Annotated in this window: 11 protein-coding genes; 8 read left to right on the forward strand and 3 right to left on the reverse strand. The window is 41.6% G+C overall.

Translation table 11 applies throughout. The annotated features are described in order from the left end of the window. The first annotated feature begins 796 nt into the window (after positions 1-796). From F6K64_RS14980 to F6K64_RS14990, 3 genes are all read left to right on the forward strand, one after another. A complete protein-coding gene (locus F6K64_RS14980) occupies positions 797-3187 on the forward strand; it encodes an ABC transporter substrate-binding protein (protein ID WP_287265709.1) in 2391 nt (796 codons plus the stop codon). A 21-nt stretch (positions 3188-3208) separates the two neighbouring features. After that, positions 3209-4555 (forward strand): GTPase domain-containing protein, encoded by a 1347-nt coding sequence (locus tag F6K64_RS14985; RefSeq protein WP_287265710.1) that lies wholly within the window; start codon positions 3209-3211, stop codon positions 4553-4555. 305 nt (positions 4556-4860) lie between these two features. Continuing rightward, the gene (locus tag F6K64_RS14990; protein ID WP_287265711.1) at positions 4861-5010 is read left to right on the forward strand and encodes a hypothetical protein; all 150 of its coding nucleotides are present in this window, start codon (positions 4861-4863) and stop codon (positions 5008-5010) included. 224 nt (positions 5011-5234) lie between these two features. On the opposite strand, the gene F6K64_RS14995 is transcribed toward F6K64_RS14990, so the two are convergent. After that, positions 5235-6425, reverse strand: a complete 1191-nt coding sequence (locus F6K64_RS14995; RefSeq protein ID WP_287265713.1) for a hypothetical protein — start codon at positions 6423-6425, stop codon at positions 5235-5237. Positions 6426-6881: 456 nt separating this feature from the next. Further along, positions 6882-7784, reverse strand: a complete 903-nt coding sequence (locus tag F6K64_RS15000) for an alpha/beta fold hydrolase (protein ID WP_287265714.1) — start codon at positions 7782-7784, stop codon at positions 6882-6884. Positions 7785-8178: 394 nt separating this feature from the next. On the opposite strand from F6K64_RS15000, the gene F6K64_RS15005 reads away from it, so the two are divergent. After that, positions 8179-8589, forward strand: coding sequence for a hypothetical protein (locus F6K64_RS15005; RefSeq protein ID WP_287265716.1), 411 nt, complete (start codon positions 8179-8181; stop codon positions 8587-8589). A 443-nt stretch (positions 8590-9032) separates the two neighbouring features. On the opposite strand, the gene F6K64_RS15010 is transcribed toward F6K64_RS15005, so the two are convergent. Next, positions 9033-10145, reverse strand: coding sequence for an S-(hydroxymethyl)glutathione dehydrogenase/class III alcohol dehydrogenase (locus tag F6K64_RS15010; RefSeq protein ID WP_287252254.1), 1113 nt, complete (start codon positions 10143-10145; stop codon positions 9033-9035). Positions 10146-10200: 55 nt separating this feature from the next. On the opposite strand from F6K64_RS15010, the gene F6K64_RS15015 reads away from it, so the two are divergent. From F6K64_RS15015 to F6K64_RS15030, 4 genes are all read left to right on the forward strand, one after another. After that, complete coding sequence (locus F6K64_RS15015) at positions 10201-10368, forward strand: hypothetical protein (RefSeq protein ID WP_287265718.1); 168 nt, start codon at positions 10201-10203, stop codon at positions 10366-10368. A gap of 87 nt (positions 10369-10455) precedes the next feature. Then, positions 10456-11244 (forward strand): type I methionyl aminopeptidase, encoded by a 789-nt coding sequence (gene map / locus F6K64_RS15020; RefSeq protein ID WP_008181613.1) that lies wholly within the window; start codon positions 10456-10458, stop codon positions 11242-11244. 203 nt (positions 11245-11447) lie between these two features. Next, complete coding sequence (locus tag F6K64_RS15025) at positions 11448-13631, forward strand: S-layer homology domain-containing protein (RefSeq protein WP_008181615.1); 2184 nt, start codon at positions 11448-11450, stop codon at positions 13629-13631. Positions 13632-13892: 261 nt separating this feature from the next. After that, the gene (locus tag F6K64_RS15030) at positions 13893-14117 is read left to right on the forward strand and encodes a hypothetical protein (protein ID WP_131826884.1); all 225 of its coding nucleotides are present in this window, start codon (positions 13893-13895) and stop codon (positions 14115-14117) included. Positions 14118-14166 lie beyond the last annotated feature (49 nt).

A 14166-nucleotide genomic window follows, 5' to 3' on the forward strand; every position in this document is an offset into this window, starting at 1 on the left:
CTTAACAAGGGGGGGATTTGAAGAATAGTTGTATTTGTGCGATCGCTAACTAATTGCGATCGCGTAGCGGCTCTGTTCGCGTAGCGTGGCCTTTGGGCTTAAGAGCATCGCTGCGCAGTTTGCGATCGCTTTTTTATTGCGTTGCGTGTAGCGCTATATGTGCTGCCGAACAATTTAGTGCGTCAGTGCAATAGTTTTGTTTGAGCCACTGACCGACCGATCGTAATTGGTGAGTTAGTGCAATAGTTTTTTTAGCCCTTGCATGTTAATCCAATTTCGGTTAACATAATATGACCGCTGAGGCAATGGTTTCCCAGCCATGATAATTTACACCGCACAAGCGGCTGATTTAGTAGGTGTTTCTGCCAGTTGCCTGGGCTTCTTTATGAACAAGGGCAGAGTTAAAAGTATGCTTCGCACCACACTCGAAACTATTCTTCAAGAGAAGATATCGAGTGTAATGTATTGTTATACATTTTTATAAAAATTCCCTTTTTCCCCTACAAGCTTTGCTTAGCAAAAAATTGTAGCAATTATTATATACTAGTTTATTAGAGCTATACCTTAGAGAGCCTAAATTTTGATATTGTCAACAGTATCTTGCTTGAGGTAATTCTGAGGCTAATCTTAATCTTTACAATTCACTATATTCATGGAATAATACTGAACCAATCGAATAATCTGACTAGGTCTACGTCGATTAATGCTGTAGATTCACATCATAATATCTGTAAGTACGATTGTTTAAATTCGGCACTAAGGTAAACGCTTATTGTTTATTGATAATAATCGACTAATGGCTGATCAATATATATCACATAGCTATCGTATTCTTCAAGAATATAAAACTTCAATCTACTGTAGAACCTATAAGGTAAATGATGATAGTGCAGCGGCACAACCTTGTTACTATATAGCAAAAGAATATAAGCCTCTTTCTGAAGAACCAGAGGTAATGGAAGAAGCTGAAAGGCTTTTCAGTGAACGTGTCCAAGAGATAAGGGCTTTAAAAATTAACGGTATCGCAAATATTAAGTATCAGTTTCGCCAAGGCAATAGTTTCTATATACTTCGAGATTATATACAAGATAATACTATTGAGGCAGAGATTAAAAATGGAAAGTCTTTCCAGGAGGAAACAGTTAAGATAATTCTCAGGAAATCTCTAGAGATTTTAGTTCAATTACATAAACAAAAAATAGCTCAGGGTAATATTAGGGCTTCTAACCTAATATATTCAGGAGACGATCAACTAACTCTTCTTGATATTGGAGATTTAAACGAAATCGGTGGACTACAGATAGTTTCTGGCAAGGTGTCTATTGCTCTAGACAAATATAATGATCGTTACAAGCCACCCAAAGGGAATAAAGACAGGTATCGAGACGATCTATATGCTTTGGGAGTTGTTTGTATTGAGATGATCAGATCTCAGATTAATCCTCAGCTGATTAGTCACCAATCTACTAAAGAAACTATATGGCGTTATCACGTTCCTGGGAAAAGCCCTTTACAGATTAGCGATGATTTTGCCAAGATTTTAGACGAAATGATTCTTTATGAGCCCCAAGCTCGCTATCAGTCAGCTAAAGACATATTGAATGACTTAAAACCACTCCTTGATTCTAAGTCTAAAATCCCTACAAATGACAATAATCAGTTTAAGAGAAGTATTGTTATATTTAGGAAAAAAATATTTTCTAATCCAATATATACTGGACTAATTTTCGTTTCTTTAATTATTTTTATTTATTTATCGACAGCAGGTATTAAAACTCTTAGAATAATTGTTAAGCCTGAAACTTGTCCAATTAATATTGACGATAATATAAGTTGTGGTGAAGAGAGTCTATTGTTTGGTTTCCAACCGAAGAATAAAGCTGATGGCATTAAAGCCTATCGTGACCGAAACTACCTAGAAGCTTCAAACTTTTTTAAAGTTTCCTGGGAAATAGAAGATAGAGATCCAGAAACTCTAATTTACTGGAATAATGCTAAACTTAAGACAAATACCAATATAAAGCCCTATACTATTGCGGTTGGAATTCCTATCAGAGTAGACGAAGATACAGCCAAAGAGATACTTCGAGGAATTGCTCAAGCTCAACACAAGATCAATAACTCCGAAGCTAAGATCAATGGTAGACCGCTGAGGATCTTGATTGCCGATGATCATAATGATGTCGCTCACGCTAAGGATATGGCAAATCAAATAGCTTCTCAAAGTGAGATCATAGCTGTAGTTGGCCATTCTGATAGTGGAATTACCCTTAAAGCCTTGGAGGAGGTTTATCAAAAACATAGACTAGTTATAGTTGCTCCAATCAGTAGCTCAGAGTCTTTGACAGATTTCTGTATTAAGCAGAAACAGTGCTTCTTTTTTAGAATTATTTCTAATCATAATCATGCAGCTAAATACTTGGTTGATTTATTACTTGATGAGTTGGTAAAAAAAGGTCTTGAAAAAACAGCTGGGGTTGTTTATAGCCACCCTGATAATTATAGCAATTCGTTTAAATCCGTTATTGAAAAGCGTGTGCGAGAAAAAGGGAAGTTTATTAATTTAGAACCCAACGATCTCTCCAATCCATCGTTTGATGCAGGACAAATAATTGAGTACGCTCAACAAAATAAAGTAAATGGGATTTTTGTAGTTCCTGACGGGGGAACTACACGTGAGGCACTTCCTAACGCAATAGATTTGATTAAATCTAATCAGGGTCGGCTATTGATTGGAGGATCGTCCTCATTATACCATCCTCAGACTTTAGAAGGCCTATCTAAAGAGAGTGAAAGTGTATTATCAAAGTTTATAGCTTATTCTGATTGGCATCGCTTGGAAGGGTGCGTAGATACTCCTGAGGGAGAAGCCTTTTGCCAGCAAGCTTCAAAACTATGGAAAACAACTCAGGTAAGCTTGAGAACAGCCACTGCATACGATGCCATCATGACCATCGCTAAGGCTCTAGAGACTTTACCAAACCCCAATCGAATCAAGTTACAAGAAGCCTTAAGGAATAAAAATTTTAGTTACTCAGGTGTAACTGGGACAGTCAAATTCAAACCAGATGGTAACCGCACAGAGCCACCAGGAGCGGCAGTCAAAGTAATACAATCAACATGTGATTCAGCTTACAAAGGATTGGAATTTGTTCCCATTGAGTATGTAGATGAAAGACAATGTTAGTTGATTGAATAGAAAAACCTTATGAATAATACCGAAAAAACTGTTATTGCAGTAACTGGTCATACCAATTCTGGTAAAACAACTTTGATCAGAACGTTAACCAAGAGCAATGTCGGTCTAGTTGCTGACCAAGCACATGCAACAAAAAAGACTGAAACGATTCGCTATGATACTATGCAAGCTTGGTTCGTTGATTGTCCAGGTTTTGAGCTTCCAGATTCTTGTTTAGCCTATATGAGAGCTAAAAAACAAGAGCTTTCTCCAGAGATATTAGCAAACATATTTCCAAATGTTGATAGGATGAAATATGATCTAATTGCAATAGAAGGAGTCGAGAGAGCAGATGTGGTCATCTACGTTGTCGATACTTTAAATGATGTGCCGGAAGGAGGACATGATCAAGAAATTGAACTTTTAAAGGAATTAAATAAGCCTATTATTGGGATTGGTAATAAAAGTCGAAAAAAAAATGATCAGCATGGGAAACGAATAACTAAGTGGGAAGATTTTTTTAAAATAAACCATATCAATAATTACATTATGTTTGATGGTTGGTGGGATGATCCTTCCAAAGTTACTCGAATTTATAGCTATGTAGAAAATTTATTGTCTGGTCAAAAGAAAGAAAGATATCGCATAGACCTGGAAAATTTCAGACATAGACAGCTTGAAATTTTAAGGGAAGCTTCAGATTTAATGTATGACTGTATCCAAGCATGCAGCAAAGCAAAAAGACAAAAGGGTATTGATAATACTTCACCAGAAAAGGATCTCATTGATGAAATACGTGATGAAGTTAAACAGTTGTTGGAAGAATTTAACGAAAACGTTTCAAGGCTTTATAAATTAGCAGCAGACGATCCACTCAAAGGAGTTAATGACCTTAACTTTCATAAAAAAAACTTTTCAAAGCCTAAAGATGTAGTTGATGGTGCAGCTGCTGGTACAGGCATTGGGACTGGAATCGGTGGTGTTATAGGTGGGATAATCGGTTTTCTGATTGGATTACCTGTTGGTGGTGTTGCTGCTGGACCAGCAGCGCTAGTTGGTATACAGGTAGGGGCTACTGTTGTTGGTTTATTGGGAGGAAGTATTTGGGCTGTATTATCTGTAAATAACAATATAGAAGTTTCTATCGACCAAAATGGTAAAAACTTTATAGCTACTACTTGCCTAGCTATTATATGGGGAGTGTCTTACCACGGTTACGGAAACAGCCCAACAATAGGAGAGCAAGAAATTGTTGGGCTTTTACAAACAATTAAAAATTTCCAAGACAACAGATATATTGTTTGGGATCAACTAAGAAAAAAACAGGTTTTTGAAGAATGTAAACAGTTTTTTGATAAAATAGAAGGTAGATTGTGAGGTGGAATATTTAACAAAGGGAGCAGTTGCGTAGGGTGCGTTAGGGGAGCCCTGATTTAGCCAGTGTTAGCACAGCCCGCCCCGTAACGCACCACTGCTGGGTCAAACCACAAAAGGGACTATTTCTTTAAATCAATTGCATTGCCACGAACCAGATTGTCCACCAATTGAAAACGCGATGTGCCCCAGGCACCACTACGCGATTGACCTTGGCCTTTGGGCCACGCTACGCGAATGGTCACGCTACGCGAACGCATTAGGGAACAATTACAACAAATGGGAATTATTTTAAAGCGATCGCCCTAATGGTGAAACGAGTATTGGTAAGCATTCAGCGGTCAGCGCTCAGCGGTCAGCTTATTTTATTCAAAAGCACTGCGCTACGGGCACGCTACGCGAACAGTAGCCTGGCCATTCGCGTAGCGTGGCCAATGGCCAAGGCCATTGGCTTATAGCTGATATAGCGCTACGCGCAAGGCAGCTATGCTGAGGGCAGAAGGCAGAAGTTGACTCTAACAAGGTTTTAGAGGTAAGAGTTGTCCTAACCTTAGTGCGTACTGCTATAGCTGATAGCTGATAGCTGATAGCTGATAGCTGATAGCTGATAGCTGATAGCTGATAGCTGATAGCTGATAGCTGATAGCTGATAGCTGATAAACGACTAAAATAAGCCCCGCCTTTAGCGTCCGCTTATTTTTCTGGTTAGATTTTTGACAATCTCTCGTTGCGGACTGCCTTTGGGTAGTATTTTGTCAATCAAAGACTTTTTGTTTAACGTTCTCCGGAGTTGCCCAACCCAAGAATCCTTGACTTCGTTTTTATTGGCATACTCATATATTTGTCGCCACTCTCCACGAACAGCTTCGTTAGGCAGGGTGATTTCTTTGATATCGTCAAGAATATTGGAATCAGGAAAGCATATGGGAATCGGGTTGCCTGTCGCCAAAAAATTAAGTTTAGTCCTCACGCACTTCTCACATTTACCGCAATTTCGGTCTTTTAAGTCTCCTTGCCAACAGACACGCAAATTTTCAATACCAACTTTCCAATCACAAATTTCTTTTACTTTTTCGGTTCGGTTATGGCTGGCACCATCATGGATCACATGAAAATCGCCAGAACTTAACAAATGATCTGTAATCGGGGATGAACCCCAAGGAATAACCAGTGAATCATAGGGTTCACTACTACCAACAATACAGGTACCAGCAACTTTTTTGAAATTGCTAAGAACAGCAACTAAAACACAGGAAAAAGCATGTTCCCAATTGACTGTTGTAATTTCACGATAGTTGGTTTTTATCGGTACTAGTTTAAGCTGAATATCCCTTAAGGTTTCTTGGGCTCTCTTGCTAGCATTATTGAATGAGGTTTCTTCCCTAAGTGGAATGTCGAACCCGTGAACTATTGAGCATAGCTTGATGTCCTGAGACCGATGACTGAATTTTGCTTGGGAGTGACGCCATACGGAGAAGGTGGCATCAACACCTCCAGAAAAGGCACATATGGCACCAGATACTGGTGTACTATTATCTCTGATAGACTCTGCGCTAATATTAATGTAAGAATATAGGTCAGGTAACCATTTATACCATGCTACTTGATATTCAACCAAATTACTTAAGAGCTGTTTTGAGACTTCCCCTTTAACAATTACATCTCTTTCTTCCTTCATCGCATCCATAAGGACCGCAAGCAAATAACTGTCACAATCATTATCTTCCGGGGGCACGATTGATTTATCGAATTGAAACCATAGCTCAGTCTGATCGACTTGGACATCGCCATCAATCCGCTTAATTCTGCATCGTCTAACGCAATCACTATCGGTAGTTTCGCGATTCAACGGTTCAATTTCAATATATTTCATGATCATGGTTTCCTGGGGGGGATATGTAAGCTAAAATCATTACTGGGTAATAATTTCAGCCCATAATTTACTTAAGGTTTTAGAGGTTGTCTGAAAAGTCTCATTTGCTACATCCAAGCCCCCGTTGGTCCCCCAATTTTGGGGGACTTCTACCAGCAAATTGATTCTTGTTCCCCCCAGAATTGGGGGGCTAGGGGGGCAAAATTCAGTATCAAAAAACTTTTCAGATATCCTCTTAGGGAACAGCGGATCTGGGAACAGGGAACAGGTAAGAGAGAAAAAATCCTGTGTACCTGATAGTTATGAAAAACGCTGTATAGTAAACTTTTCAGGACTCATGTCACCCCCTCAGGATAATTTCCTTCAAATATAACTATTTATAGCGTTTAAGGATAAGCAATGTCGCTCATGACTCTGAGAATTGCTATAACTGCTATAAAAGCGATCGCTAAATAGCTAAATAAAATCCTCAATCACTGCTGTTACCGCTTCATGATACTCTTCAGAAATACCTAAAGTTCCAGCTAATCTAACGGTTTGCACCTGTTCTAACTCTGCCATCGCTATCATTTCGGCTTTTGATTTAGGTGGTGCATTTTCCGCCAATATAATTAATACGGGCATGGAAACAGAATCTAAAAGCTGCAAAAATTCCTCCCGATTAGCAACAGGATCGATTGCGCCAGTCACAAAGGCAGCCGGGGCATATCTGCCGCCATCTTTGGAAGTGATTTTGTGTTTTTGGGCAATAAATTCGGGAGTTAGTTTGGTTTCATCCACATAGACGTGGCGTTTATACATCAAGCGTAGAAAAGAAGGGGTAGTGTTGAGATAGTATAGACTCTGACCTAACCAGGGCGATCGCACTAGGTTTTTTACTCCGTTTCTGACTCCATCGGGTAAACCCATTGCTCTTAACGGTCCTTTCCAAGTGGGAGCCACTAAAATTAGTTTAGAAATACTATCTGGATTATCTTGGGCAAATTTTAAAGCGTATCCGGAAGCATGACCCGCAGCAATTACAATAATTGAGTTATTATTAAAAACAGAGTTAACAAAATCTGCTAATAACTGCTGAAATAATACGGGATTGTAATCCACAGGAGGGCATTGAGACTCGCCAAATCCCAACCAATCTAGAACCGTAACTTGATACTTGGTAGCGAGTAGATTGGCAATACCTTTCATTTCTGTGCGACTAGACACCGTACTAAAAGCAGGAAGTAACAGTACAGGGTTTCCTGCGCCAATGGTTTCGTAGACTACTCGATACTGTTTGTCTTGCCAATTCCAGTTGTAGAAATTTTTGGTACCGCCAATACCAGAGTTAATCTGAGTGGGATTAGTTGCTGTAGTCATAGTGATAGTTAATATAGGGTTTGTATTTGAGTTTTGAACATAGGATTGATGGGAAAAGGGAACAGGGAACAGCGGATCTGGGAACAGGGAAAAAATCCTGTTTACCTGATTACGCTAGAAATCCCTATACAGGGTGATCAAAAAACTTGGGCATGAAAACCAAGTTGAACAAGAAGCTTTGAGTCAATAAGACAATAACCACTGCTGTTGTGGCAACTGCTACAGTTTTTATTTAATATTTTGTCAAATTAAGTAACTTTTTTAAGTAAAATTTAACGTAATCAAACTTAACAGTAGCTTGTAGGGTGGGCAAAAAGAGTTTGGTGGTTTTGATTAGTCACGAAATGATGACTTTGCCCACCCTACTCTACTTAACTTAACAGTAGCTTGTAGGGTGGGCAAAAAGAGTTTGGTGGTTTTGATTAGTCACGAAATGATGACTTTGCCCACCCTACTCTACTTAACAGTAGCTTGTAGGGTGGGCAAAAAGAGTTTGGTGGTTTTGATTAGTCACGAAATGATGACTTTGCCCACCCTACTCTACTTAACAGTAGCTTGTAGGGTGGGCAAAAAGAGTTTGGTGGTTTTGATTAGTCACGAAATGATGACTTTGCCCACCCTACTCTACTTAACAGTAGCTTGTAGGGTGGGCAAAAAGAGTTTGGTGGTTTTGATTAGTCACGAAATGATGACTTTGCCCACCCTACTTAACTTAACAGTAGCTTGTAGGGTGGGCAAAAAGAGTTTGGTGGTTTTGATTAGTCACGAAATGATGACTTTGCCCACCCTACTCTACTTAACTTAACAGTAGCTTGTAGGGTGGGCAAAAAGAGTTTGGTGGTTTTGATTAGTCACGAAATGATGACTTTGCCCACCCTACTCTACTTAACTTAACAGTAGCTTGTAGGGTGGGCAAAAAGAGTTTGGTGGTTTTGATTAGTCACGAAATGATGACTTTGCCCACCCTACTCTAATTAACAGTAGCTTGTAGGGTGGGCAAAAAGAGTTTGGTGGTTTTGATTAGTCACGAAATGATGACTTTGCCCACCCTACTCTACTTAACTACGCGAACGCGCAGCGTCGGGCTCTGCCAGTAAGCGTGGCCTACGGCTAACCAAATAACCTTGGCCAATAGGCCACGGGTTCCCTGAAAGCGGGACGAAGTCCATCGCGTTCAACCTTCAACCAACAAACCTTCAACCTTCAACCAACAAACCTTAAACCTTAAACCTATGAATTAACCTTCAACTATCCAAACGTCACCACACTACGAATCGACTCACCCTTATGCATCAAATCGAAGGCATCATTAATTTGTTCCAAGGGCATGACATGGGTAATCATATCATCAATATTAATCTTACCTTCCATATACCAATCGACGATTTTAGGAACATCGGTGCGTCCTCTAGCTCCCCCAAAAGCTGTACCTCGCCAGACCCGTCCAGTCACCAGTTGAAAAGGTCGAGTATTGATTTCTTCTCCAGCACCTGCGACACCAATAATAATAGATTCACCCCAACCTTTGTGGCAGCATTCTAGAGCTTGGCGCATCACCTTCACATTACCAATACACTCGAAACTATAATCAGCGCCCCCTTTAGTTAAATCAATAATGTAAGGGACTAAATCTCCCTCTATTTCATTAGGATTGACAAAATCGGTCATCCCGAATTTTTCAGCAAGTTGTTGTTTTTTGGGATTAATATCAACACCTACAATTTGGCTAGCACCCACCATCCGTGCGCCTTGGATTACATTCAAACCAATTCCCCCGAGTCCAAATACCACGACTCTCGAACCTGGTTGAACTTTAGCGGTATTGATCACAGCACCAATACCCGTTGTAACTCCACAACCGATGTAACAAACTTTATCAAAGGGAGCATCTTTGCGGATTTTTGCTACTGCGATTTCTGGCAGTACGGTATAGTTAGCAAAGGTGGATGTCCCCATGTAATGATGGAGCATTTTGCTATCGACAGAGAAGCGACTGGTACCATCGGGCATCAAACCACGTCCTTGGGTATTCCGAATCGCCTGACAAAGATTGGTTTTACCACTTAAACAGTATTCACACTGACGGCACTCAGGGATATAGAGGGGAATCACATGGTCTCCTACCTGGACGCTAGTCACCCCTTCACCCACCTCAACGACTACACCTGCTCCCTCATGTCCTAGAATGGCTGGGAATAGTCCTTCTGGATCTGCGCCAGAGAGGGTATAGGCATCAGTATGGCATACTCCGGTTGCTTTAATTTCCACCATCACCTCACCCGCCTTAGGTTCGGCTACCTGAACCGTTTCAATGGATAAAGGCTTGCCTGCTTCAAAAGCTACTGCGGCTTTGACCTCCAAAATCGACTCCTACTTGGTTCTATCAACTGACCTATTCTATTGAAATATTCTGGCTTTGGATAGCAAGCAAAAGAGGAGGTACACAGGATTTTTACCTGTTCCCGAATCCCGAATCCCGATTCCCGATTCCCGAATCCCGATTCCCGATTCCCGATTCCCGATTCCCGATTCCCTAAAATCCAGAATGTACCTTACCTATTGCTCTCAAGCCAACCCGCGTTAATTAGGGATCATATTATTGTACAATTAAAAAAACAACAAATAGTATAATTTTTCCCAGGTTTTGGGGTAATTGACGGAATAAAAACTCATGGCAGCTGAAAGAATTGTGCTCTTATCCAGTAGAGAAATAGCTAAAATGCGTCTTGCTGGACGCTTAGCCACTGCACTGTTAGACCATTTAGAACCCATGGTTAAGCCAGGGGTAAGCACCCTAGAGATTAATGATGAAGCTGAGCGCTGGACAAAAGAGCATGGGGCAATCAGTGCTCCCTTAGGCTACCAGGGCTTTCCTAAATCTATCTGTACCAGTATCAATGAAGTTGTCTGTCACGGTATCCCTAACGGGAAGCAAATCCTTAAAGATGGGGACATCATTAATATAGACGTAACACCAAAGGTGGATGGATATCACGGGGATACCTCTAGAACCTTTTTTGTTGGTACCCCCTCACCCCTAGCAAAAAAGCTGGTGGAAGTTACTGAAGAATGTATGATGCGGGGCATTGCTGAGGTCAAGCCAGGAGCAAGGGTTGGCGATATTGGTGCTGCTATCCAAGAGTATGCCGAGTCCAACGGCTTTTCCGTAGTGCGAGACTTTGTTGGACATGGGATTAGCAAGATTTTCCATACAGCTCCCCAAATTCCTCACTATGGCACCCGAGGGAAAGGAAAACGCCTCCGGGCTGGGATGGTTTTCACTATCGAGCCCATGATTAACGAAGGTACCCACGAAGTGGAGATATTAGCTGATAAGTGGACAGCTGTAACACGCGATCGCAAACTTTCTGCCCAATTTGAACACACTATAGTTGTCACCCCTGACGGTGTAGAGATTCTGACATTGCCAGAACAAGAAATCCAGAGTAAATCTGCTTAAGTCTCAATGGACATTTAGTGAAAATCGAGCTTAAACTGTGAGATATAAGCAATAAAAGCAGGCACACTATCTGGGTAACAATTCTTAAGAGTATTTCTAAAGAAAGTTAGCCTCCTGCTCAGGAAATTAGCAAGTGGTGAACCCTCTCATGGGTGACACCGCAGTTTTGCTGTGTTCTTAAGCGTTTTGGGTAATCCTAAATTATGGCAACTCTATACGTCAATCCAGCTACTGGAAGTGATAGCGCTGATGGTAGCGAATCTACGCCCTTTAAAACTATTACTAAAGCCTTCGATTCAGCTGGATCAGGTGACCAGATTCAACTAAAACCTGGTACTTATAATACAGCCAGTGGTGAAACCTTTCCGCTGAAAGCTCCCTCTGGTGTAAAAATTATAGGGGATGAAGCCAACAAAGGCAAGGACATCTTAATTGAAGGCAACGGATTGTTCAACACCCGTTTCGGTGGTGGTCAAAACGTGACCCTTATCCTAGCTAAGGATACCGACCTCAGGGGAGTAACTATGACCAATCGTGAGCGCCGAGGCACTGGGGCCTGGATTGAGTCTGGTAGCCCTATCGTTGCTAATTGTACCTTCAAAGAGTGCAATCGTGAAGGGGTTAATGTCACTGGTGAAGCCACACCAGAAATTAAAGATAATAATTTCATTGGTAGCGGTATAGAGGGCCAAGGGATATCGATTACCAGGGATGCCAAAGGGAACATCCAAGGGAATACCTGTAAAAAAATGGGTAATGGCATTGCTGTTGATAGTAATGCAGCGCCAAGGCTGGTCGAGAACCAAACCTCTGAAAACATATTTGGGATAGTGGTTTCTGGGGACGCTCGACCGATACTGCGTAAGAATCGGATTGAAAACAACGAAAGATTTGGTCTGTCAGTTTCTGGCAAGGGTTTGCCAGATTTGGGAACCGCAGGAGACCCAGGGGAAAACGTACTGCGTAACAACGGTGAGTTTGATTTAAAAAATTACACCACGGTTAAGCTGATTTCAGTGGGCAATTTTTTAGTTGCCTCAAAAGCCAGTGGTCCGGTTCAAATTGATGACGCGATCGCTGAAGTTCCTAATCCTGTCGACCCTGTCGACCCTGTCGACCCTGTCGACCCTGTCGACCCTGTCGACCCTGTCGACCCTGTCGACCCTGTCGACCCTGTCGACCCTGTTGACCCTGTTGACCCTGTTGACCCACCTAAAAAGTTAACGGATATTGGTGGTCACTGGGCAGAGGATTTCATCGAGGGATTGTACAGTAAAGGGTATATTAGTGGCTTCCCTGATGGCACCTTTCAGCCAGAGAAAACAATGACCCGTGCTGAATATGCGGCCTTGTTGGTAAACGCTTTCAATCCTTCAAATAAAAGGGAGGCCAAGGATTTCAGTGATGTTGCTTCCAAGTATTGGGCTTACGAAAAGATTAAACAAGCCTATCGTGGTGGATTCCTCTCTGGCTACCCTGGGGGGACATTCAAACCCACAGACAAGGTTCAGCGTGCCCAAATAATTGTTTCACTGGTGAATGGGTTAGACTTAACGGCTTCCAGTCCCAATGCCTTACAAGCCTACGATGACAGCGGTTCCATTCCTACCTACGCTATTGAAGCTGTCAAAACCGCAACCAAAAAAGAAATTATCGTAAATCACAGCAATCTCAAACAACTCAACCCCACTCGCAATGCTACCCGTGCTGAAGTATCTGCCATGGTTTATCAAGCCTTGGTGGATGCTAATAAAGTCAGCGCTATTACTAATCAATATATTGTTAAATTTCCAGACGACGGGATACCCACATTCGCAGACATTCAAGACCACTGGGCGAAAGAGTTTATTCAGGAATTGTTGTCAGAAGGTATGATTTCAGGTGTTGACAACAGTAACTTTAAACCTGATGATAAGATCAACCGTGCTCAATATGCGGCCTTGATTAGCAAAGCGTTCAACCCTTCACCGAAAAGGGAAGCCAAGCAATTCAAAGATGTCAGTGATAAGTCTTGGGCTAAGGATGCGATTCAAAAAGCCTATCGCGGTGGATTCCTATCTGGTTACAGTAATGGCAACTTCGGACAGGCCGATAATGTTAAGCGAGCGGATGTGATTGTTTCCTTAGTAAATGGCTTGGGTTTAAACGAATCAGACCCCAATGCTTTGGATTTGTATGATGACAAAGACAAGATTCCCAGCTATGCCAAAGATCAAGTCATAACGGCTACTAAAAAACTGATTGTGGTGAATTCCCCTGACCAGAGGAAGCTCAATCCTGTGCGTGAGGCTACTCGTGCTGAGGTAGCTGCGATGGTTTATCAGGCTTTGCTGGATCAGGGCACACTAACCGCTGCGGTGAATAGTGAGTACATTGTCGTTGGTTGATTTATGGTTTGGACTTGACCACGGTTAGATCAACTAAATCTTTCTGAAAACATCGGTAGCCTGCTGAGTGCAGGCTTTTTTTTGTATAGCGCCATAAATGTAAGCGATTGACCTAAAGTCACGCTACGCGATGCTCCAATGGAGCCGCTAAGCGAACGCATTTGGATTTAGCTATCAGCTATCAGCTAAAGGCTGACAGCTGATAGCTTACCAGAGAAGAGGGAACAATGATTGTCAAAGAACCGATCAGAGGTACAAATCATGCAGAACAATCCTAGAGCGATGCTCTTTGAGAGCCGCTACGCGATCGCTTACAGTCAATTTTATTCCCCCTACTCTCTACTCCCTACTCCCTGCTCCCTGCTCCCTAAAACCCAGGAAGAAAGTACCTCACAGCACTTGAGAACTCCTATAGTTCACATCACTACCAATTCAGCAATTCGCTTGAGGATCCTAAGCACATTATACCAGTCATTGCCACGATAGAGGGTAAACTCATCGGAAAGAGCATACATCGGTCTACCGGATTTGGTTA

The organism is Moorena sp. SIO3A2 (genome assembly GCF_010672265.1).
Taxonomy (GTDB): domain Bacteria; phylum Cyanobacteriota; class Cyanobacteriia; order Cyanobacteriales; family Coleofasciculaceae; genus Moorena; species Moorena producens.